Genomic DNA, 22127 nt, shown 5'->3' with positions numbered 1-22127 from the left:
GGACGATCAGCGGCGTCAGCGGCCCGTTCACCGGATGTGCAGGCTGTCGAGGTAGGACCGCACATTGCGGCTGGTCTCGGTCACGCTGTCGCCGCCGAACTTCTCGGCGACCGCGTCCGCGAGCACGAGCGCGACCATCGCCTCGGCGACGATCCCCGCGGCCGGGACGGCACACACGTCGGAACGCTGGTGGTGCGCGGCCGCGACCTCGCCGGTGGCGACGTCGACGGTGGCCAGCGCGCGCGGCACGGTCGCGATCGGCTTCATCGCCGCCCGTACACGCAGCAGCTCGCCCGTCGACATGCCGCCCTCCGTACCGCCGGAGTGGCCGGAGGTGCGGCGGATCCCGTCCGCGGTCGGCACGATCTCGTCGTGCGCCTTCGATCCGGGCACCCGCGCGAGTTCGAAGCCGTCGCCGACCTCGACGCCCTTGATCGCCTGGATGCCCATGAGCGCGGCGGCGAGGCGGGCGTCCAGCCTGCGGTCCCAGTGCACGTGCGAGCCGAGACCGACCGGCACTCCGTACGCCAGCACCTCGACCACACCACCAAGGGTGTCGCCGTCCCTGTGGGCCTGGTCGATCTCCGCGACCATCGCCTTCGACGCGTCCGCGTCCAGGCAGCGCACCGGGTCGGCGTCGAGCTTCGCCTCGTCGGAGGGCTTGGGGTAGACGCCGTACGGAGCCTTCGCCGCGGCCAGTTCGACGACATGGGAGACGATCTCGATGCCCGTCGTCTCCTTGAGGTACGAGCGGGCGACCGCGCCCAGCGCGACGCGCGCGGCGGTCTCGCGGGCGCTGGCCCGCTCCAGGATCGGCCGGGCCTCGTCGAGTGCGTACTTCTGCATGCCCGCCAGGTCGGCGTGACCGGGCCGCGGGCGGGTCAGCGGGGCGTTACGGGCCAGCTGCGCGAGCTCGTCGGGGTCGACCGGGTCGGCCGCCATGACCTTCTCCCACTTCGGCCACTCGGTGTTGCCCACCATCACCGCGACCGGCGACCCCATGGTCAGCCCGTGCCGTACGCCGCCGAGGAAGGTCACCTCGTCACGCTCGAACTTCATCCGCGCACCGCGCCCATAGCCGAGGCGCCGCCGGGCAAGGTGATCCGCCACCATCTCCGTGGTGATCGGCACACCGGCGGGAAGACCCTCCAGCGTCGCCACCAGTGCGGGTCCGTGCGACTCCCCCGCCGTCAGCCAACGCAACCTGCTCAACGGTAATCCTCCTGCTCGCGCCTGGAACTGCCACGGCGCGACCGGGTGCGCGGCCCTGGCACGCCTGACTCGATCCTCCCACGTCCGCAGCCGTGACCTGGTCTCCGGTCCATCAGCCGGACGCCCGAGCCCGCCTCAGCCTCACCAGCAGCACGATCACGACGATGCCGACGGCCAGTCCGGCGTACATCTGTAGTGGCACCGTGCGCAGAAGGAACCTGACGATGATCTCCAGGGCGTTCCCGGCAAGACTCACACGGTTCCGCCGCTGGTCAGCGCCTTCTCGCCGGCGGCCCGCATGGCCGCGAGCGGCGCGGGGGTCCGCCCCGTCATCTGCTCGACCTGGAGCACCGCCTGGTGGACCAGGAGGTCGAGGCCGCCGACGACGGCCCCGTCGTGCCGCGACCAGGCGGCGGCGAGAGCGGTCGGCCATGGGTCGTACAGCACGTCGAAGAGCGTCCCGGGGCGGTCCGGTACGGCGTGCGCCAGCTCGTCGGTGGCACCCGCCGGAGTGGTGGCGATGACCAGCGGCGCCCGCAGCGCCACGTCGGCCTCCGCCCAGTCGGCGATGTGCACCTCGACACCGAGCCGCTCGCCCCAGCCCCGCATCTCGCCCGCCCGGGCGGCACTGCGTACATAGGCGGTGACAGGCCCCGTACAGATCCGCGAGAGCGCGGCGAGAGCGGACGAAGCTGTCGCGCCCGCGCCCAGCACAGCGGCCGATTCGACCTTGTCGACGCCCCGCTCGCGCAGTGCGGCGATCATGCCGGGGATGTCGGTGTTGTCGCCGACGCGGCGGCCGTCCTCGGTGAAGACAACGGTGTTGACGGCTTCGACCGAGGCCGCGGTGTCGCTGATGGCGTCGAGCAACGGCAGGATCGCGCGCTTGAGCGGCATCGTCAGCGACAGCCCGGCCCAGGAGCTGTCGAGCCCCGCCAGGAATCCCGGGAGCCCTGCCTCGTCCACCTCGAAACGGTCGTACGACCAGTGGGTGAGGCCGAGTTCCGCGTAGGCCGCGCGGTGCAGCACCGGGGAGAGCGAGTGGGCGATCGGCGATCCGAGGACCGCCGCCCGCCGCTTCAAGGTGCTCACTGGCCGTTCTTCTCCTGCTGTTCTTCGTACTTCCTGCGGTTGCGCTCGTGCTCCTCGTTGGTCACCGCGAAGAGCGTCTCGTCCTCGGTGATCGACACGAAGTAGTACCAGGGGCCGGACTCCGGCTTGAGAGCCGAGCTGAATGCGGACTGACCCGGGTTCCCGATCGGACCCGGCGGCAGACCCTTGATGTCGTACGTGTTGTACGGATCCTTTATCTTCCGCAGATCGTCGACCGCGCCGAGGTCGAGCTTGCTGTCGCTCTTGATGTAGTTGATCGTGGAGTCGAATTCGAGCCGGCCGACCGTCTCGGCGTTGTTCGGCTTGAGGCGGTTGTAGACGACCCGCGAGACCTTGTCGAAGTCGTGCTTGTACTTGCCTTCGGCCTGCACGAGGCTCGCGACGGTGAGCACCTGGAGCGGCGACTCGAGGCCCAGCCTGTCGGCCTCGGCCTTGAGGTCCTTCCTGCCGAACTCCTCGTTGGCCCGGGCCACCATCTTCTGCAGGACGGCTTCCGGTTTCATGCCCTTGACGACGGGATAGCTCGCGGGGAACAGGAAGCCTTCGAGCGGGTCCTTGATGTCCCGGTTGTCGGCGGCCCAGGCCGGTAGACCGAGCCGCTTCGCATTCGCCCTGGCAGCGGCCTTGGTGGTGCCTGCCTTGACCTCCAGGCGCTTGTCGATCTGCTCGTAGACCCAGATGTTCCGCTTGCCCTCGGGGATGATCAGGTTGTTGCGACTGGCCGGATTGAGCATCGTCTCGACCGCGCTGGCCGCGGACTGCTCCTTCTTGAGGATGTAGACGCCCGCCTGGATGGACTTGCCCTTCGGGTCGTCGTTGGCCGCCGAGACGAAGGCGCCCGAGCTTTTGACGACACCCGCTTCCTTCAGGATGGCGCCGATCTCCCCGAGGCCCGCGCCCTTGGGGATCACCACCTCAACGGTTGTGGCGATGCCAGTGCCCTTGTAATCCTCGGGCGCGCCGAACTGGCCCTGCCAGAACTGGTAGCCGAAATAGCCGACGCCGCCCAGGCCGCCCGCGAGCACCAGTGCGACGACCAGGCACGCGCAACCGTTCCTGCTCTTCTTCTTGGTCTTGCCGCGGCGCTCACGGCCGCCGCCCCGGCGCGCCTCGCGCGGGTCGTCGTCGTACTCGCCGTCGTCATCCCGGCCGTCGTCGCCGGTGAAGAAAGGGTGGGTCTCCTCCTGGGGCGCCTCGGCATCCCAGTCGGTCGTGGGCTCGGGCTCCGGCCGGCGGCGGCCCGGGGGCTGCGGCGGCGGGTAGGCCTCGGGCGTGGCGTAGTAGTCGCCGTTCTGGCCGCCGTAGCCGGGCTGGCGGCCACCGTAGGTGTCGGCCGGATTGGCTGCGTACGGCATTGCCGCATGCTGGCCGGTGTCCCAGCCGCCGTCGTACTGCTGCTGGTTGTACTGCTGCTGTTGTTGCTGGTTGTATTGCTGTTGTTGCTGGTTGTATTGCCTCTGTTGCTGGTTGTACTGCTGTTGCTGCTGGTCGTACTGCTGCTGTTGCTGCTGGTTGTACTGCTGCTGTTGCTGCTGGTTGTACTGCTGCTGGTACGGGTCGTGCTGGGTGCCGTACTGCTGCTGCGGCTGGCCACCATACGGAGTGTCGCCGGCTGCAGCCTGCTGTCCTCCCCATCCCTGGTCCCCGTACAAAGGGTCCTCGGGATGCCACGGTTCGGAGCCGGGGCCCCGGCCATACTCAGTCATCGATCCCCTAGGGCCGCGAGGCAGACGCTGCACGGTGCCGGCCTCTTTGCTGTGCGGCAGCTGTTCGAACACCGCCGCATCGCGCGGAACGTTACCGTATCGCGATCAGACAACCACTTCGACGCCCTCGCCCGGAGCAGCACCTGACGCCCGTTCGGACTCCAGAGCGTTCTGAAGGATCACCACAGCGGCAGCCTGATCAATGACAGATCGGCCCTTTTTGGACTTCACGCCCGAAGCGCGCAGCCCCTGACTGGCCGTCACTGTGGTCATCCTCTCGTCGACCAGCCGGACCGGAATGGGGGCGATGCCGCGCGCGAACTCCTGGGCGAAGCCGCGGATCTTGACCGCGGCCGGGCCTTCCCCGCCGCTGAGCGAGCGGGGCAGGCCGACGACGACTTCGATCGGTTCGTACTCCTCGACGAGCTGCTTCAGCCGCCGGTGGGCGGCCGGGACGTCGCGTCCCGGCACGGTCTCGACCGGGGTGGCGAGGACCCCGTCGGGGTCGCACGAGGCGACCCCGATCCGGGCGTCCCCGACATCGAGCGCGAGGCGGCGTCCGCGGCGCACAGCGTCAGGCCGTCTCAGCGACGAGACGCTCGACGGCGGCGGCAGCGTCGCCGATGGCGTCCGGGTTCTGGCCGCCGCCCTGGGCGACGTCCGGCTTGCCGCCACCGCCGCCGCCGAGGGTCTTGGCAGCGGTACGGACCAGGTCGCCGGCCTTGAGACCGCGCTCGCGGGCGGCCTCGTTGGTGGCGATGACGGTCAGCGGGCGGCCATTCGCCACGGTGAACAGAGCCACGACGGCCGGACGGTCGCCAGGGATGCGGCCGCGGACGTCGAGGACCAGCCTGCGCAGGTCGTCGGCGGAGGTGCCGTCCGGCACCTGGCCGGTGACCAGGGCCACGCCCCGTACGTCCTTGGCGCCCGAGGCGAGACCGCCGGCGGCGGCGAGCACCTTCTCCGCGCGGAACTTCTCGATCTCCTTCTCGGCGTCCTTCAGCTTGGCGAGCATGCCGGAGATCTTCTCGGGGAGCTCCTCGGGACGGCCCTTGACCAGCTCCTGGAGCTGGGCGACGACCGTGTGCTCCCTGGCGAGGAAGTTGTAGGCGTCGACGCCGACGAGGGCTTCGATACGGCGCACACCGGAGCCGATCGAGGATTCGCCGAGCAGCTTCACCAGGCCCAGCTGGGCGGTGTTGTGCACGTGCGTGCCGCCGCACAGCTCCTTGGAGAAGTCGCCGATGGTGACGACACGCACGCGCTCGCCGTACTTCTCGCCGAACTCGGCGATGGCGCCCTGCTTCTTGGCCTCGTCGATGCTCATGATCTCGGCCTGGACGTCGAGCTCCCGGGCGAGGACTTCGTTGATCTTCTGCTCGACGTCGGTGAGGACCGTGCCGGGTACGGCGGCGGGCGAGCCGAAGTCGAAGCGGAAGCGGCCGGGAGAGTTCTCCGAGCCGGCCTGGGCGGCCGTCGGGCCGAGAGCGTCGCGCAGCGCCTGGTGGGTGAGGTGTGTGGCGCTGTGGGCGCGGGCGATGGCGCGGCGGCGCTTGATGTCGATGGCGGCGTAGGCGGAAGCGCCGACTGTCACCTCGCCGACCTGTACCGAGCCCTTGTGGACGGAGACGCCCGGGACGGGCTGCTGCACATCGCGGACGTTGATGACGGCGCCCGTGTCGAGCTTGATGCGGCCCTGGTCGGCGAGCTGGCCGCCGCCCTCGGCGTAGAAGGGGGTGCGGTCGAGGACGACCTCGACCTCGTCGCCCTCGGAGGCGGCCGGCGACGGCATGCCGTCGACCAGCAGGCCGACGATGGTCGACTCGCCCTCGGTGTGGGTGTAGCCGGTGAACTCGGTGGTGCCGGACTGGTCGGCGACGAGCCGGTAGGCGGACACGTCGGCGTGGCCGGTCTTCTTGGCCCTGGCGTCGGCCTTGGCCTGCTCCCGCTGCTGCTTCATCAGGCGGCGGAAGCCGTCCTCGTCCACCGAGAGGCCCTGCTCGGCGGCCATCTCCAGGGTGAGGTCGATCGGGAAGCCCCAGGTGTCGTGGAGCAGGAAGGCCTTGTCGCCGGCGAGTACCTTGCCGCCGCCGGACTTGGTCTCGGTGATGGCGGTGTCGAGGATGTTGGTACCGGCCTTCAGCGTCTTGAGGAAGGCGGCCTCCTCGGCGAGGGCCACGGCCTCGATCCGCTTGCGGTCGGTGATCAGCTCCGGGTACTGCTCGCCCATGGTCTTGATGACCACGTCGGCCAGCTCGGCGACGACGGGCTCGGTGGCGCCCAGAAGGCGCATATTGCGGATGGCGCGACGCATGATGCGGCGCAGCACGTAGCCACGGCCCTCGTTGCCGGGGGTGACGCCGTCGCCGATGAGCATCACGGACGTACGGATGTGGTCGGCGACCACGCGCAGGGAGACGTCCGAGCCGTGCTCGGCGCCGTAGCGCACGCCGGTCAGCTCGGTGGCCTTGTCCATGACGACGCGCAGGGTGTCGGTCTCGTACATGTTCTGTACGCCCTGCAGGATCATCGCGAGGCGCTCGAGGCCGAGGCCGGTGTCGATGTTCTTGGACGGCAGCTCGCCGAGGATCGGGAAGTCCTCCTTGCCCTCGCCGGCGCCGCGCTCGTACTGCATGAAGACCAGGTTCCAGATCTCCACGTAGCGCTCGTCGTTGACGGCAGGGCCGCCCTCTTCGCCGAACTCCGGGCCACGGTCGTAGTTGATCTCGGAGCAGGGTCCGCAGGGTCCGGGGACGCCCATCGACCAGAAGTTGGGGCCCATGCCCAGGCGCTGGATGCGTTCGGCGGGCACGCCGATCACGTCGCGCCAGATCTGCTCGGCCTCGTCGTCCTCCTTGTAGACCGTGATCCACAGGCGCTCGGGGTCGAGGCCGTAGCCACCGTCCGCCACGGAGCTGGTGAGCAGCTCCCAGGCGTACTTGATGGCGCCTTCCTTGAAGTAGTCCCCGAAGGAGAAGTTGCCGCACATCTGGAAGAACGTGCCGTGCCGGGTGGTCTTGCCGACCTCTTCGATGTCCGGCGTACGCACGCACTTCTGCACGCTGGTGGCGCGCGGGGACGGCGGCTTGGCCTCGCCGAGGAAGTACGGCTTGAACGGCACCATGCCCGCGGGGACCAGCAGCAGAGTCGGGTCGTCCGCGATGAGCGACGCCGAAGGCACGACGGTGTGCCCGCGCTCCTCGAAGAAGCTCAGCCAGCGGCGGCGGATTTCAGCCGACTCCATCAGTGGTCCTCATTCCGGTTGTACGAGTTGTAGGAGTGCTTGTTGTCGGGGTGCTTGTTGTCGGGGTGCTTGGGGTAGTCGATCGCGGCGGGGCGTCGCTGTGCGGGCAGTTCGGGGTCGGCGGATGCCTGCAGGCCGAGCGCTTCACCCAGTTCGGCCTCGCGCTTGACCATGCCGGACCTGACGTCGAGTGCGAAGTCCTTGAGCTTGTGGCCCGCGTCGATCGCCTTGTTCGCGGCCTGCGCGGCGAGGCTCTCGGGGGTCAGCTGCTTCAGCTTGCGGTTGACCTTGGTGGTGGCCCAGACACCGGCCGCGGCACCCGCGGTGAACCAGAACGTGCGGCGGAACATCGTGCCTCAGCCTTTCCGCTTCTTACGTCGGGGAGCCGGCACCGTGCGGCCGACGACCACCGTGCGACGGGACGGTGCGGACGGCGCGGGCGCGTCCTCGCTCTTGCGGCTCATGGCCCGGCGTACGCCATAGCCGAAGGCGGCGACCTTGACCAGTGGGCCGCCGAAGGTCGAGGCGACCGTCGTGGAGAGCGCGGAGGCGTTGGAGGTGACCTCCTGGACGTCCGTCGCGATGGCGTCGACCCGGTCGAGCTGGGTCTGTGCGGAGCGCACCGTCGCGGAGGCGTCGGCAAGCAGCGGCACTGCCTGCTCGGTCACGTCCGCCACGAGTTTGGTGGTCGCCCTGAGCGTCTGTGCCAGCCTCACCAGCACCACGGCGAGGAAGGAGACCAAGATCGCCCAGAACACGGCCACCAGGATCCCGGCAACCTCTCCACCGGTCACTCTGCACCGCTCTCTAATCGTCGATGAATACGTCGAAAATCGTCCTCCGACCCTATCGCGCCCAGGGTCGCGCCCCATACCGCATTAGGGCCGGGGACGACGGGAGTTACGCAAGGCGATTGTACGGAGTGCTTATGAGTGGGTACGCCGCGTGTCCCATGCGCAGCGACCATCGCTCCTGCGCCTACCCCGACGATCAACCTCCGGTCCAGGGCAATCTCCCCGCAGAGCTGAACCGGTTCGTGGGCCGGGCCGAAGAACTGGCCGAGCTCGGCCGCCTTGTGGACGACTCCCGTCTGGTCACCGTCGCCGGGAGCGGGCGGCGTGGGCAAATCCCGGTTCGCGGCCCATGGCGCTGCCGCGCTGCAGAATCGGTACCGCGACGGTGTCTGGCTCACCGAGCTCTCCACCCTCCGCGACCCGGAACTGGTGGCCCACACCCTGGTCGAGTCGCTCGGCGTCACCGACCAGACCAGCAGGCCCCCGCGCGACGTCCTCCTCGATCACCTCGCCGGACGTCAACTCCTGCTCGTCCTGGACGGGTTCGAGTATCTCGTCGACGAATGCGCCGGGCTCGTACGCGACCTGCTGCGCCGCGCGCCCCGCCTCCAGGTGCTCGCCGTGAGCCGCATACCGCTGCGGCTGGACGGGGAAGTCGTCTTCCCGCTGGGCCATGGCCGATGCGGACGCCGTACGGCTCTTCGCCCACCGCGCGGCCTGCGCACAGCCGCACTTCCGGCTGACCGACGACAACCGCGCCTGGAGCGCTGCCGGCGTCTCGACGGGATCCCGCTCACGCTGGAGCTGGCCACGCGCGCTGGCCACACAGGACCGGGCGAGTCCGCAGCCGGGAAGGCAGCGCTCGGTCCGTCCGGCGGCCCTGGAAACGCGAGAGCCCGCCGGCTCCCCCACCGGTAAGGGCGGGGAAGCGGCGGGCTGAAGCGTGGTGGGCTACGCCTTGATCAGCGGGCGTAGTACTCGACGACCAGCTGCTCGTCGCAGATGACCGGAACTTCCTTGCGGTTCGGGTCACGGTCCAGGCGGAACGCCAGGGCCTTCAGGTTGACCTGCAGGTAGCGCGGGGTCTCGCCGTCGGCGGCGAAGCCACCCTCACGCGCGACCTGGAAGAGGGCCTTCTCACGGGAGCGCTCGCGGACCATCACGACGTCGTCGGGACGGACGCGGAAGGACGGCTTGTCGACCTTGCCGCCGTTGACCTCGATGTGGCCGTGGACGACCATCTGACGGGCCTGGTAGATGGTGCGGGCGATGCCCGAACGCAGGACCAGGGCGTCGAGACGGCGCTCGAGCTCGACGACCAGCGCCTCGCCCGTCTTGCCCTCGGCCTTCTTGGCGCGGTCGTAGGCGCGCGCCATCTGGCGCTCGCTGATGTCGTACTGCGCGCGCAGGCGCTGCTTCTCGAGCAGACGGACCTTGTAGTCCGAGTTCTGCTTGCGGCCACGGCCGTGCTCGCCCGGCGGGTAGGGGCGGGCTTCGAAGTACTTGACGGCCTTCGGCGTCAGTGCGATACCGAGCGCACGAGACTTCTTGACCTTGGGACGCGACTGGTTAGGCACGTTCTCCAGACCTCCGTTGTAGGTTAGGTTAGGCTCACCTTACTCAAGGAGATCGCATGTCTCGCCCTGGGAACACCAAGCGCATCACGGACAGCACAAAGAACGTCGACGCTGCGCAGAGCATCGAGGCGACGGAGGTCCGATCAGCTCATGGTCAGCCGCGTCCCAGCGGGCTTGAAATCACTCGGATGCCGTCAGCAGCCGAGCGCACACGAACTCTCGTACAGAGTACATCCTCCGCGGTACTCCTCATCCCGGGGGTGGAGGCGGCACGTCCCGAGCAGCTGACACCGCAGGCCCGGGCCGTGGGTCCGGACGGAGAGGTGTTCCTGCTCTTCCCCGCGGACTCACCGGCCGTACGCGCCGCCACGCACGCACAGGACGACGAGCTGTCCGCTGTGCTGGAGATCACCGATGTCGCGCCGGTCTCTGTGCCCAATCGTATCCGCGGCCGCGCCTGGGTCTCCGGCTGGCTGACCTGCGTGCCCGGCCTTGCCGAGCCCGGCCGGATGATGGTGCGCCTCGAGGTCGGCGAGGCGTGCGTGGACGATCTGTGGGGCGCCGACAACGTCGAGCCGGAGGAGTTCGCGCGGGCGTCCGTCGATCCGTTCGTCGCGCACGAGACGGAGCTGTTGCAGCATCTGCACTCCGCGCACAGCGAGCAGGTACAGGGCCTGTGCGGGCTGCTCGGCGAGCGAAGCGAGACGGGGATCCGCCCGGCCGAAGTCCCCCCGCCACCGCTGGGAGGTGCCCCCGGGGGGAGGCCGGAGGGGGCGTGCGCGAACGGGCAGCGGGCGGTGCCGCTGGCGCTGGACCGGTTCGGACTGCGGGTGCGGTTCGTCGGCGAGCGGTGCTTCGACGCGCGCTTCGACTTCCCCACGCCGGTGCGCGACGTCACTGAGCTGCGCCGGGCCATGCACACGCTGTTCGAGGCCGCGTCGCCCTAAGGCCGCGTCCGCCTGAAGCCGCGTCGCCCTCTGGCTGCGTCGCACTGAAGCCGCGCCGGGTGCGCGCTCCGGCGGGCCGTGGCGCGGATCAATCCCCGCGCAGCCTCTCACGGACCTTCTCGACCACATCGGCGTACCGCGCCTCGGCGCCATAGCGCGTGGGCTCGTAGTAGTGCTTGCCGTGCACCGCGTCCGGGGCGTACTGCTGGACGGCGATCGCACCGGGCACGTCGTGCGGATAGACGTACCCCTGGGCGTGACCGAGCTTGGCCGCGCCCTTGTAGTGGCCGTCTCGCAGATGCGGCGGGACGGGGCCCGCCAGCCCGGCCCGCACATCGGCGAGCGCCGCGCCTATCGCCGTGGTCGCGGCGTTCGACTTGGGGGCGAGCGCTAGCGCGATGGTGGCGTGGCTGAGGGTGAGCGCGGCCTCGGGGAAGCCGATCATGGCCACGGCCTGGGCGGCCGCGACCGCGGTGGGCAGCGCCGTCGGGTCGGCGAGGCCGATGTCCTCGCTCGCCGAGATCATCAGCCGGCGCGCGATGAACCGCGGGTCCTCCCCCGCCTCGATCATGCGGGCCAGATAGTGCAGCGCGGCGTCCACGTCGGAGCCGCGGATGGACTTGATCAGGGCGCTCGCCACGTCGTAGTGCTGATCGCCGTCGCGGTCGTACTTCACCGCCGCGCGGTCGACGGTCTCCTCCAGGGTCTGGAGGCTGATCTCCTTCTCGCTCTTGTCCATCGCGGCTCCCGCGGCCGCCTCCAGGGCGGTCAGCGCCCGCCGGGCGTCGCCGCCCGCGATCCGCAGCAGATGCGCCTCGGAGTCCTCGGGGAGGGTGACGGCGCCGCCGAGGCCCCGCCCCGCGGTGAGCGCCCGGCGGAGCAGTCCGCTCAGGTCCTCGTCGGTCAGCGACTCCAGTGTGAGCAGCAGGGAGCGCGAGAGCAGTGGGGAGATGATCGAGAAGTACGGATTCTCGGTGGTGGCGGCGATCAGCGTCACCCAGCGGTTCTCCACGGCAGGCAGCAGCGAGTCCTGCTGGGCCTTGGAGAAGCGGTGGATCTCGTCGAGGAAGAGGACGGTCTCCTTGCCGAAGCCGCCCGCGGCCCGGCGGGCGCCATCGATGACCGCCCGGACCTCCTTGACGCCCGCCGTGATCGCGGAGAGCTCCACGAAGCGTTTGTTGGTCGCTTTGGAGACGACGTACGCGAGGGTCGTCTTGCCGATGCCGGGCGGGCCCCAGAGGATCACCGAGGAGGGGCCGGCGGGGCCGCCGCCGCCCTCGCCGACGAGTCGGCGAAGCGGCGATCCGGGCTTCAGCAGATGCTGCTGGCCGACGACTTCATCGAGGGTGCGCGGGCGCATCCGGACGGCCAGGGGGCTGGCAGACGGGTCCTTCTCCTGGCGTTCTTCCGCCGCGGCGGTAAAGAGGTCGGGCTCCACGTCATGAAGCCTAAGTCAGAGCACTGACAACGCCCTCGGTGCCCGTCAGCCGGTCCAGAAGTCCCACCAGCGGGTCAGGACGAGCATCCCGATGATGCCGGTCCACAGCACCGGCGGCATCCAGTGGAACTCCAGCAGCCCCTTGCGCAGGCCCTCTGGGACCTTGATGATCCGGTGCTTGATGTTGTGCAGGGTGACGTAGCAGAACATCACGATGGTGGCGACCCAGGCCAGCGAGCACCACAGGCACAGCGCGTTGATGTTGTACAGCGACTGGTACTGGAGCCAGGTGCAGAAGCCGACGCCGAAGAGGGTGCCGGCGTTGAGACCGAGCCAGTACCAGCGCCGGTAACGCGCACCCGCGAGAAGCGCGACACCGATGGCGATCACCATCGCGTACGTGACAAGCCCGAGCATCGGATTCGGGAACCCGAACGCCGACGCCTGCTCGCTCTTCATGATGTTCCCGCAGGACACCACCGGATTCAGACTGCACCCCGGCGTGAAGGACGGGTCCTCAAGCAGCTTGAACTTGTCGATAGTGATGACCCACGAAGCCAGCAGCCCGGCAGCACCCGTGATCACCAGAAGCCACGCGAAGCCACGACTGCCGCCGATCGTGCCCTTGGAGCCGTTGTCGCGCTCGGAGGAGACATCGTCCACTGCTGCAGTCGTCATATCGCCGTTCCATCGCTCAGTAGCCTGTTGTGGCACCGTCATTCTGCCGCACCCCCACCTGTGTCCACCGTTCGATGGACATAAGGATGTACGGACGGCCGTCCCGCTGGACTCGGCCCGCGAGCAGGCTGATGGCCATGACAGAACTCGCGGTGAACGTACGCGGACTTCGCAAGCGGTACGGCGAAGTGACGGCGGTCGACGATCTCGACCTGGGCATCCGCCGGGGAGAGGTCTTCGGCATTCTCGGCCCCAACGGAGCGGGCAAGAGCACAACGGTGGAGATTTTTCAGGGGCATCGCACCCGGGACGCGGGCGAAGTGACCGTCCTGGGAGCGGATCCCGCGACCGGAAACCGCCTCTGGCGGTCCAGGATCGGCATCGTCTGGCAGGACGAATCCGCGCCCGCGGAGTTGACGGTGCGGGAGACGGTGTCCCATTTCTCCCGCTACTACCCGAAACCGCGTGATCCCGAAGAGGTCATCGCGCTGGTGGGTCTGGAGAAGAAGGCGACGAGCCGGATCAAGGCGCCCCCGGAATGGACGTCAGGCCAGGCGTTCGCGGATCGCGGTCACCGCGTCAGCCAGCGCCACCGGCGACTGGTCGCCGGACTCCATGTCCTTGAGCTGGACGACGCCTTCGGCGAGGTCGCGCTCACCGGCCACGATCGCGTACCGCGCCCCCGAACGGTTCGCGCTCTTCATCGCGCCCTTGAGGCCCTTCCCGCCGTAGCTGAAGTCCGCGGCCACCCCCGCCCGGCGCAGCTCGGTGACCACGCCGAACAGCACACGCCTCGCCTCCTCGCCCAGCGGCACCGCGAACACGCTTGTCGTGGCGGGGAGTTCGAGCTCGATGCCCTCCGCCTCCAGCGCCAGGACCGTGCGGTCCACGCCGAGCGCCCAGCCGACCGACGGCAGCGCCGGGCCGCCGATCATCTCGGAGAGGCCGTCGTAGCGGCCGCCGCCACCCACCGCGGACTGCGAGCCGAGACCGTCGTGGACGAACTCGAAGGTGGAGCGGGTGTAGTAGTCGAGGCCGCGCACCAGCTTCTCGTCGTCCTCGTACGCGACGCCCGCCGCGGTCAGCAGCTCACGCACTTCCTCGTGGTACGCCTTGCACGCGTCGCACAGGTAGTCGCGCAGCATCGGCGCGCCCACCAGTTGCTTCTGGACCTCCGGGCGCTTGTCGTCGAGGACCCGCAGCGGGTTGATCTCGATCCGGCGCCGGGTGTCGTCGTCCAGCTCGAGCCCGCGCAGAAAGCCCTGCAGCGCGTCCCGGTAGACAGGGCGGCACTCCTTGTCGCCCAGGGAGTTCAGCAGGATGCGGAACTGGCGCAGCCCGAGCGAGCGGTACGCCTGGTCGGCCAGGATGATCAGCTCGGCGTCGAGGGCCGGGTCCTCCGCGCCGATCGCCTCGGCGCCGACCTGCGAGAAGTGCCTGTAGCGGCCCTTCTGCGGACGCTCGTAGCGGTAGTACGAGCCCGAGTACCAGAGCTTGACCGGCAGATTGCCGGCCTTGTGGAGGTTGGCCTCCAGCGCCGCGCGGAGCACGGACGCGGTGCCTTCGGGGCGCAGCGCGAGCTTGTCGCCGCCCTTGGTCTCGAAGGCGTACATCTCCTTGGAGACGATGTCGGTGGACTCACCGACGCCGCGCGAGAACAGCTCGACGTTCTCGAAGCCGGGCGTCTCGATGTAGCCGTAGCCGGAGTTCTTCAACGGCGCGGAGATCGCATCGCGCACCGCCAGGTACTTCGCGGACGCCGGCGGGATCAGGTCGTACGTGCCCTTGGGGGCCTGAAAGGTGCTCACGGGAAACTCTCGTCACATTCCTCGTCGGGGAGCTTCGACGCTCCCGAGGCCGGCGGCCACATCGCGTAGATACGGATTGGCGGCGCGCTCACGGCCGATGGTCGTCTGGGGGCCGTGGCCGGACAGCACCACGGTCGAGTCGTCGAGCGGCAGGCACACACGCGCCAGCGACTCGAGCATCTCGGCCATGTCGCCGCCGGGCAGGTCCGTGCGTCCGATGGAGCCGGCGAACAGCAGGTCGCCCGAGAAGAACACGGACGGCACGTCCGCGGACTCGGGCATCCGGAAGGTCACCGACCCCTTCGTATGGCCGGGCGCATGGGCGACCGAGAAGTCGAGACCGGCGAGGCGCAGCTCGGCGCCGTCGGCCAGTTCCTTGACGTCGTCCGGCTCCCCCACGGTCAGCTCGCCCATCAGCGGCATCCCGATCGACAGGCCCAGCGCCTTCTCCGGGTCGCTCATCATGTACCGGTCGGCGGGGTGGATCCACGCCGGTACGTCATGGGCTCCGCACACCGGAACGACGGAGGCGACGTGGTCGATGTGGCCATGGGTGAGGACGACGGCGACGGGCTTGAGCCGATGCTTCTTGAGCGCTTCCTCGACGCCTTGGGTGGCCTGGTGGCCCGGGTCGATGATCACGCACTCCTCGCCTGCGGCAGGGGCGACCAGGTAACAGTTGGTCCCCCAGGCCCCGGCGGGGAACCCGGCAATAAGCACGATCGTCCTCTGTGTGGTCGTCGAGAGGGAATTGCTGCATCGAATTGCAGCAGATCAGAGCCTACCGGCGCTGCTCGTCCCACAGCCAACCCGTATACGGTACGGGGCACACTCGAACGTACGACGTACAAGGAGAAGACCCGGTGGTCAGCAGCGATCAGCGGCGGCGGCAGCTCGCCAGGGAGAAGTTCGAGCGCCAGCAGCAGCGTCGGCAGCAGTCACGTAAGAGGAAGCAGCGGAACACGATCATCGCGGCCGCGCTCGCCGTGGTGCTCGCCGCGGGCGCCGCGGCCTATGCCTCGGTCGGGCTGTCCAACGGGGACAAGGCCGACGGCTCGGCGGCGGGCGACAGCCAGTCCCCCAGCGCCACGCCGTCCCAGAGCGAGAGCACCGCGCCCGAGCCCGCCATGTCGATCGACAAGAAGGCGAAGTACTCGATGGCGCTCACGACGAACCACGGCGACATCAAGATCGCGATGGACGCGGCGAAGACCCCGCACACCGTGAACTCCTTCAAGTCTCTGGCGGACAAGGGCTTCTTCAACGGCACGAAGTGCCACCGGCTGACCACGCAGGGCATCTTCGTGCTGCAGTGCGGCGACCCGAAGGGCGACGGCACCGGCGGGCCCGGCTACACGATCCCCGACGAGAATCTGACCGCGCTGGGCAAGGCGGGCGCCGACGGCACCGTGACGTATCCGGCCGGGACCGTGGCGATGGCCAACACCGGTCAGCCGCACTCCGGCGGCAGCCAGTACTTCCTCGTCTACAAGGCCACCAAGCTGCCGCCCAGCTACACGCCGTTCGGAACCATGGACGCGGCGGGCCTGAAGGTCGTCGAGGCCGTGGCGAAGGGCGGCGTCTCGGGCGGGGCGCAGGACGGGGCTCCGAAGAAGGCAGTCACCATTGAGAAGGCGGCCGTACCGAAGGTGTGAGCGGGGGAATTCGGCCGTGCTGAGTGCGGACAGCCGGGCGGCCGGTCGCCTAGATTGGCGTTGTGCAGCGCGGGCCTCGACTCGCGCTGTGGAAGGCGGGCGAGGCCCGTCCAGGAAACTGTGGACGATGCCCGGGGGGCGCCCCCCCTCGCAGGCATCAGGTGGAGGAGGCGCTGTGAGCAGCGACCCGTGGGGCCGTGTCGATGAGACGGGCACCGTGTACGTGCGTACTGCCGATGGCGAGAAGGTCGTCGGATCGTGGCAGGCCGGTTCTCCCGAGGAGGCTCTGGCCTATTTCGAGCGCAAGTACGAGGGCTTGGTGGTCGAGATCGGCCTCCTCGAGCGGCGGGTGAAGACCACCGATCTCTCGGCCAAGGACGCCCAGACCGCCATCGACCATCTGCGGCAGCAGGTGGACGAGCATCACGCCGTGGGTGACCTCGACGCACTGGGAAAGCGCCTCGACGCGCTTGTCGCGACGGTCGAGAAGCGCCGCGAGGAGCGCAAGGTCCAGAAGGCGAAGCAGAACGACGAGGCGCGGCACGCCAAGGAGGCCCTGGTCACCGAGGCCGAGGAGCTGGCGCAGAGCGAGCAGTGGCGGGCGGCCGGTGAGCGGCTGCGGGCGCTGGTGGACACCTGGAAGGGCCTTCCCCGGCTCGACCGGAAGTCCGACGACGAGCTCTGGCACCGCTTCTCGCACGCCCGCTCGGCGTTCTCCAAGCGCCGCAAGGCGCACTTCGCCTCGCTGGACGCGCAGCGCGAGGAGGCCCGTAAGGCCAAGGAGAAGCTGGTTGCCGAGGCCGAGTCGCTCTCCGGCTCCACCGACTGGGGCACGACGGCCGCCCGCTACCGCGAGCTTATGGCGGAGTGGAAGGCCGCGGGCCGTGCCCAGCGCGAGGCCGAGGACGATCTGTGGAACCGTTTCCGCGGTGCGCAGGATGTCTTCTTCGCCGCGCGCAGCGGCGTCTTCGCCGAGCGGGACGCCGAGCAGGGCGAGAACCTCAAGCTCAAGGAGGAGCTCGCCGCCGAGGCCGAGAAGCTGGTGCCGGTGACGGATCTGAAGGCGGCGCGTGCCGCCTTCCGTTCGATCAACGAGCGCTGGGAGGCCATCGGCCATGTGCCGCGGGACGCGCGTCCCAAGGTCGAGGGCCGGATGCATGCGGTGGAGCGGGCGCTGCAGGAGTCCGAGGAGAACGAGTGGCGCCGGACGAACCCGGAGGCGCGTGCGCGTGCCGAGGGTCTGACGGGCCAGCTGCAGGCGGCCGTGGACAAGCTGCGCGGGCAGATCGACGCGGCGCGCGCGGCGGGCAACAACGCCAAGGCGGACAAGCTCGCCAAGGAGCTCGAGGGCCGGCAGGCGCTGCTCGATCAGGCGCTGAAGGGACTTGAGGAGTTCGGCGGCTGACAGCCACGACGAAGGGCCCCCTGTACGTCGCGTACAGGGGGCCCTTTCGTACGTCCGCTACGCGCGCCGTACGTCCCCTACGGGCGGCGCGCCGAGGTCACCCGGTACACGTCGTAGACGCCCTCCACGCCCCGTACCGCCTTCAGTACGTGCCCGAGGTGCTTCGGGTCGCCCATCTCGAAGGTGAACCGCGAGGTGGCCACCCGGTCGCGGGAGGTCTGGACGGCCGCCGAGAGGATGTTGACGTGCTGGTCGGAGAGCACGCGCGTGACGTCCGAGAGGAGCCTGGACCGGTCGAGCGCCTCGACCTGGATGGCGACCAGGAAGACCGAGGACTGCGTCGGCGCCCACTCGACGTCGAGGATGCGTTCCGGCTGCTGCGAGAGCGAGTCGACGTTCACGCAGTCCGCGCGGTGAACCGATACGCCACTGCCGCGCGTGACAAAGCCGATGATGGGGTCGCCGGGGACGGGCGTACAACAGCGGGCGAGCTTGACCCAGACGTCCTCGACGCCCTTGACGACCACGCCGGGGTCGGCGTTGGCACGCCGCTTGCGGCCGCGCGCGGGCGGTGCGCTCTCGGCGATGTCCTCGTTGGCCGCCTCCTCGCCGCCGAGGGCCTGCACCAGCTTCTGGACGACGCCCTGGGCAGCCACATGGCCCTCGCCGATCGCCGCGTACAGGGACGAGATGTCGGGGTAGCGCATCTCGTGCGCGAGCGTGACGAGCGAGTCGCCGGTGAGGATGCGCTGGATCGGCAGGTTCTGTTTGCGCATCGCCCGCGCGATGGCGTCCTTGCCCTGCTCGATCGCCTCGTCGCGGCGCTCCTTGGAGAACCAGGCGCGGATCTTGTTGCGTGCCCGGGGCGACTTGACGAAGCCAAGCCAGTCGCGCGAGGGGCCCGCGCCCTCGGCCTTGGAGGTGAAGACCTCCACCAGGTCGCCGTTGTCGAGGGTCGATTCGAGCGGTACGAGCCGCCCGTTGACCCGCGCCCCTATGGTCCGGTGGCCCACTTCCGTATGGACGGCGTACGCGAAGTCGACCGGCGTCGCGCCTGCAGGAAGCGCTATGACGTCGCCCTTCGGCGTGAAGACGAAGACCTCGTTGCGGGAGAGGTCGAAGCGCAGGGACTCCAGGAACTCGCTGGGGTCCTCGGTCTCCTTCTGCCAGTCCAGCAGCTGGCGCAGCCACGCCATGTCATTGACGGCATCGTCCTTGCCGGCCCGCTTCGGCACGTCCGTACGCACCTTGGAGGCGCCGGCAGAAGGCTCCTGCTTGTACTTCCAGTGCGCTGCGATGCCGTACTCGGCGCGGCGGTGCATGTCGAAGGTGCGGATCTGCAGCTCGACGGGCTTGCCGTTGGGACCGATGACCGTGGTGTGCAGCGACTGGTACATGTTGAACTTGGGCATCGCGATGTAGTCCTTGAACCGGCCGGGGACCGGATTCCATCGCGCATGGACGGTGCCGAGCGCCGCATAGCAGTCGCGGACGGTGTCGACGAGGACGCGGATGCCCACCAGGTCGTAGATCTCCGCGAAGTCGCGGCCGCGGACGATCATCTTCTGGTAGACGCTGTAGTAGTGCTTGGGCCGTCCCGTGACGGTGGCCTTGATACGGGCCGCGCGCAGATCGGACTGGACCTCGTCGGTCACTATGGCCAGATACTCGTCGCGCTTGGGCGCGCGCTCGGCGACGAGCCGCACGATCTCGTCGTACATCTTGGGGTAGAGGATCGCGAAGGCGAGGTCCTCCAGCTCCCACTTGATGGTGTTCATGCCCAGCCGGTGGGCCAGCGGCGCGTAGATCTCAAGGGTCTCGCGGGCCTTCTTCTCCTGCTTCTCCCGCTTGAGATAGCGCATGGTGCGCATGTTGTGCAGCCGGTCGGCGAGCTTGATGACCAGGACGCGCGGGTCCTTGGCCATGGCGACGACCATCTTGCGTACGGTCTCGGCCTGCGCGGCCTCGCCGAACTTGACCTTGTCCAGCTTGGTGACGCCGTCGACGAGGAGGGCGACCTGGTCACCGAAGTCGCGGCGCAGGGTGTCCAGGCCGTACTCGGTGTCCTCGACCGTGTCGTGCAGCAGCCCGGCCATCAGGGTCGCCGGGTCCATGCCGAGCTCGGCGAGGATGGTGGTGACGGCGAGCGGGTGCGTGATGTACGGGTCGCCGCTCTTGCGCTTCTGACCGCGGTGCCAGCGTTCGGCGACCTGGTAGGCGCGCTCGATCTGGCGGAGCGTAGAGGTCTCGATCTTGGGGTCGTTACTGCGCACTATCCGCAGCAGCGGCTCCAGGACGGGGTTGTACGGCGAGGAGCGCTGGACGCCGAGGCGGGCGAGGCGGGCGCGCACACGGTTCGACGAGCCGCCGCTCCTGGGCACGGCCGCGGGCGTGGGCCGGGGGGCGGGCGTGGGAGTCGGGGTGGGAGCGGAGACGGGGGCCGCACCGTTCGCTCGCTCGGGCGCCGCACCGTTCGAACTCTCCCGGACCTCGGCCGGGGGGACGCCCATCTCGCTACGCTCGGTCGCCGCCGGCTTCGGCTTCTCGGCTGGCTTCTTCTCGGGCGTGACAGAGGCTGCCGCGGCCTTTTCGGCCATCTGGTCGGGCTGCGCGGCGGCGCGGTGGGCCTCGTCTGGCAAGAGCGCTCCTCGTGCGGTTCCGGGTCCCCCGGTCAGGTCCGGAGAAGCCATGGTATCGACCTCGGCGTCCCGGTGCTCATGAGGCCGTGGGTCCGGACATGACAGATGAGACACACGAGCCTCTTCGGACGCCCTGTCGTCACTGCGCGCCACCGTACGGTCGCGGCCGGACGGGGCGCCGTGTGATCGCAGCAGCACAGAACGATGGGCGCCCCGGGACGATTCCCGGGGCGCCCATCGGTACTACGACGCATGGCGTCAGAGCGTTATCAGAGCCTCCAGTGGAGCCCCGCGCAGCGCAGGCTCCAGGCGCGCCCGGCCGCCGAGGAAGCCGAGCTCCATCAGGACCGCGACGCCCGCGACATCGGCTCCGGCGCGCCGGATCAGCTCCAGCGACGCCTCGGCGGTGCCTCCGGTGGCAAGCACATCGTCGATGACCATGATGCGGTCGCCCGCCCGCAGGTCCTCGGCGTGCACCTCGATCTCGGCTTGGCCGTACTCCAGCTCGTACGCCTGCGAGAGCGTCGCTCCGGGGAGTTTGCCCGCCTTGCGTACGGGAATGAAGCCGAGCCCGGCGCGGACAGCGACCGGAGCGCCCAGGATGAAGCCGCGCGCCTCCAAGCCGACGATCTTCGTGGCCTCATGGCGCGCGCACAGTCCGGCGAGCACGTCGGTGAGGGCCCCGAAGGCCTCCGGGTCCGCGAGCAGGGGCGTGATGTCCTTGAACACCACCCCCGGCTTCGGATAGTCGGCGACGTCCCGGATGCGGCTGAGCAGCAGCTCCTGCGTGCCGATCGTCATCGGCGCCTGCCCGAGGGACGGCCGCGGCCGCGGCCGCGCGGGCCCACGACGGCGCCGGCCGTCGCGGCGTCGTCCGTCGCGGCGTCGTCCGGCACCCCGTCCTGCGGCTGACCGGAGTCGTCCGCCGACTCGCCCTTCGCGGCGGCCGCCGCGCGCTTGGCGAGCACCCGCTTCTTCAGGGCCTTCATCTGCGGCTCGCGCTCCTTGAGGTCGGCGACGAGCGGCGTGGCGATGAAGATCGAGGAGTACGCACCGGCCGCCAGGCCGACGAACAGCGACAGCGAGATGTCGTTCAGCATGCCGGCGCCGAGGACACCGCCACCGATGAACAGCAGGCCCGCCACCGGCAGCAGCGCGACGACCGTGGTGTTGATGGAACGCACCAGAGTGCTGTTGATGCTGCGGTTGGCGACATCGCTGTAGGTCCAGCGGGTCTGCTTGGTGATGTCCTTCGAGCCCTCCTTGAGGGAGTCGAAGACGACGACCGTGTCGTAGAGCGAGTAACCGAGGATCGTGAGCAGACCGATCACGGTGCCCGGCGTGACCTCGAAACCGACCAGCGCGTACACACCGACGGTGATCGTGATGTCGTGGATCAGGGCGATCAGGGCCGCGACCGCCATGCGCCACTCGAACGCGATCGCGAGATAGATCACGACGAGGATCATGAAGATCCCGAGGCCGGTCCATGCCTTGTTGGCGATCTGCTCGCCCCAGCTGGGTCCGACGAGCTCGGCGTTGATCTTCTCCGAGTCGACCTTGAGACTCTCGGAGAGCTCGGTCTTGACCTTGTCGGCCTGCTGGGTGTCGAGCTCGCTGACCTGGATACGCAGTCCGCCGTTGCCGAGCTTCTGGACGATCGCCGGGTGACCGGAGGCCTCCTCCGCGGCGTTCTGCGCCTGGGAGACCGAGGCGCTCGTCTTCGGGGTGTTGAAGACGGCACCGCCCTTGAACTCGATGCCCATGTTCAGGCCTTGCACCGCCAGGCCGAGGATGGCGGTGATGGTGATCAGGATCGAGAGGCCGTACCAGATCTTCCGCTTGCCGATGAAGTCATAGCCGACCTCACCGCGGTAGAGCCGGGCGCCGAGATTGCCGAGTCGGGACATC

Annotated in this window: 19 protein-coding genes and 2 pseudogenes; 5 read left to right on the top strand and 16 right to left on the bottom strand. The window is 69.3% G+C overall.

Annotated features, from left to right (window positions below; translation table 11 throughout):
* Positions 1–27: 27 nt before the first annotated feature.
* The 8 genes from aroC to QFZ67_RS32705 form a co-directional block, all read right to left on the bottom strand.
* Entirely contained in the window at positions 28–1212 is a 1185-nt protein-coding gene (aroC, locus tag QFZ67_RS32740; protein WP_307664646.1) for a chorismate synthase, read from the bottom strand.
* Between the two features lie 112 nt (positions 1213–1324).
* Positions 1325–1468: a hypothetical protein gene (locus tag QFZ67_RS32735; RefSeq protein WP_307664645.1), complete on the bottom strand. Its 144-nt coding sequence runs from the start codon at positions 1466–1468 to the stop codon at positions 1325–1327.
* Positions 1465–2304, bottom strand: coding sequence for a shikimate dehydrogenase (locus QFZ67_RS32730; protein WP_307664644.1), 840 nt, complete (start codon positions 2302–2304; stop codon positions 1465–1467). The genes QFZ67_RS32735 and QFZ67_RS32730 overlap by 4 nt, the downstream gene beginning before the upstream one ends.
* Complete coding sequence (gene mltG / locus QFZ67_RS32725; protein ID WP_307664643.1) at positions 2301–4031, bottom strand: endolytic transglycosylase MltG; 1731 nt, start codon at positions 4029–4031, stop codon at positions 2301–2303. The genes QFZ67_RS32730 and mltG overlap by 4 nt, the downstream gene beginning before the upstream one ends.
* A 105-nt stretch (positions 4032–4136) precedes the next feature.
* Positions 4137–4601: a Holliday junction resolvase RuvX gene (gene ruvX, locus QFZ67_RS32720; protein ID WP_307664642.1), complete on the bottom strand. Its 465-nt coding sequence runs from the start codon at positions 4599–4601 to the stop codon at positions 4137–4139.
* Between the two features lie 4 nt (positions 4602–4605).
* On the bottom strand, positions 4606–7275 hold the full coding sequence (alaS, locus tag QFZ67_RS32715; RefSeq protein WP_307664641.1) for an alanine--tRNA ligase: 2670 nt from the start codon (positions 7273–7275) through the stop codon (positions 4606–4608).
* Positions 7275–7625, bottom strand: coding sequence for a DUF6167 family protein (locus QFZ67_RS32710; RefSeq protein WP_307664640.1), 351 nt, complete (start codon positions 7623–7625; stop codon positions 7275–7277). The genes alaS and QFZ67_RS32710 overlap by 1 nt, the downstream gene beginning before the upstream one ends.
* A 6-nt stretch (positions 7626–7631) precedes the next feature.
* The gene (locus QFZ67_RS32705) at positions 7632–8069 is read right to left on the bottom strand and encodes a DUF948 domain-containing protein (protein ID WP_307664639.1); all 438 of its coding nucleotides are present in this window, start codon (positions 8067–8069) and stop codon (positions 7632–7634) included.
* A 158-nt stretch (positions 8070–8227) separates the two neighbouring features.
* On the opposite strand from QFZ67_RS32705, the pseudogene QFZ67_RS39190 reads away from it, so the two are divergent.
* Positions 8228–8879, top strand: a pseudogene (locus QFZ67_RS39190) (AAA family ATPase); the annotation flags it as partial.
* A 152-nt stretch (positions 8880–9031) separates the two neighbouring features.
* On the opposite strand, the gene rpsD reads toward QFZ67_RS39190, so the two are convergent.
* Positions 9032–9646: a 30S ribosomal protein S4 gene (rpsD, locus tag QFZ67_RS32690; RefSeq protein ID WP_307664636.1), complete on the bottom strand. Its 615-nt coding sequence runs from the start codon at positions 9644–9646 to the stop codon at positions 9032–9034.
* Between the two features lie 188 nt (positions 9647–9834).
* Here rpsD and QFZ67_RS32685 point away from each other — a divergent pair, with 188 nt between their 5' ends.
* A complete protein-coding gene (locus tag QFZ67_RS32685; RefSeq protein ID WP_307666057.1) occupies positions 9835–10593 on the top strand; it encodes a hypothetical protein in 759 nt (252 codons plus the stop codon).
* A gap of 88 nt (positions 10594–10681) precedes the next feature.
* On the opposite strand, the gene QFZ67_RS32680 is transcribed toward QFZ67_RS32685, so the two are convergent.
* Together QFZ67_RS32680 and QFZ67_RS32675 are read right to left on the bottom strand one after the other, a co-directional pair.
* Positions 10682–12031 carry a replication-associated recombination protein A gene (locus QFZ67_RS32680; protein ID WP_307664635.1) on the bottom strand — a complete coding sequence of 450 codons (1350 nt, stop codon included), beginning with the start codon at positions 12029–12031 and terminating at the stop codon, positions 10682–10684.
* A gap of 45 nt (positions 12032–12076) precedes the next feature.
* Positions 12077–12709 carry a vitamin K epoxide reductase family protein gene (locus tag QFZ67_RS32675; RefSeq protein ID WP_307664634.1) on the bottom strand — a complete coding sequence of 211 codons (633 nt, stop codon included), beginning with the start codon at positions 12707–12709 and terminating at the stop codon, positions 12077–12079.
* A 137-nt stretch (positions 12710–12846) separates the two neighbouring features.
* On the opposite strand from QFZ67_RS32675, the pseudogene QFZ67_RS32670 reads away from it, so the two are divergent.
* Positions 12847–13239, top strand: a pseudogene (locus QFZ67_RS32670) (ATP-binding cassette domain-containing protein); the annotation flags it as partial.
* 15 nt (positions 13240–13254) lie between these two features.
* On the opposite strand, the gene hisS reads toward QFZ67_RS32670, so the two are convergent.
* On the bottom strand, positions 13255–14517 hold the full coding sequence (gene hisS, locus QFZ67_RS32665) for a histidine--tRNA ligase (protein WP_307664633.1): 1263 nt from the start codon (positions 14515–14517) through the stop codon (positions 13255–13257).
* 12 nt (positions 14518–14529) lie between these two features.
* Positions 14530–15237 carry an MBL fold metallo-hydrolase gene (locus QFZ67_RS32660; protein WP_307664632.1) on the bottom strand — a complete coding sequence of 236 codons (708 nt, stop codon included), beginning with the start codon at positions 15235–15237 and terminating at the stop codon, positions 14530–14532.
* A 143-nt stretch (positions 15238–15380) separates the two neighbouring features.
* Here QFZ67_RS32660 and QFZ67_RS32655 point away from each other — a divergent pair, with 143 nt between their 5' ends.
* Entirely contained in the window at positions 15381–16172 is a 792-nt protein-coding gene (locus QFZ67_RS32655) for a peptidylprolyl isomerase (protein ID WP_307664631.1), read from the top strand.
* A 175-nt stretch (positions 16173–16347) separates the two neighbouring features.
* Positions 16348–17577 (top strand): DUF349 domain-containing protein, encoded by a 1230-nt coding sequence (locus QFZ67_RS32650; RefSeq protein WP_307664630.1) that lies wholly within the window; start codon positions 16348–16350, stop codon positions 17575–17577.
* 77 nt (positions 17578–17654) lie between these two features.
* Here the strand turns inward: QFZ67_RS32650 and QFZ67_RS32645 are convergent, their stop codons facing one another.
* The 3 genes from QFZ67_RS32645 to secF all read right to left on the bottom strand — a co-directional run bounded on the left by QFZ67_RS32645 (position 17655) and on the right by secF (position 22126).
* Positions 17655–20216 (bottom strand): bifunctional (p)ppGpp synthetase/guanosine-3',5'-bis(diphosphate) 3'-pyrophosphohydrolase, encoded by a 2562-nt coding sequence (locus QFZ67_RS32645; RefSeq protein WP_307664629.1) that lies wholly within the window; start codon positions 20214–20216, stop codon positions 17655–17657.
* A gap of 258 nt (positions 20217–20474) precedes the next feature.
* On the bottom strand, positions 20475–21017 hold the full coding sequence (locus tag QFZ67_RS32640; RefSeq protein WP_307664628.1) for an adenine phosphoribosyltransferase: 543 nt from the start codon (positions 21015–21017) through the stop codon (positions 20475–20477).
* Positions 21014–22126, bottom strand: coding sequence for a protein translocase subunit SecF (secF, locus tag QFZ67_RS32635; RefSeq protein ID WP_307664627.1), 1113 nt, complete (start codon positions 22124–22126; stop codon positions 21014–21016). Before secF ends, QFZ67_RS32640 begins: the two co-directional genes overlap by 4 nt.
* Position 22127 lies beyond the last annotated feature (1 nt).

It is taken from the genome of Streptomyces sp. V1I1 (genome assembly GCF_030817355.1).
GTDB lineage: Bacteria > Actinomycetota > Actinomycetes > Streptomycetales > Streptomycetaceae > Streptomyces.
Note: the sequence above shows the minus strand (reverse complement) of the source record. Positions and strands in the feature narration are given on the sequence as shown.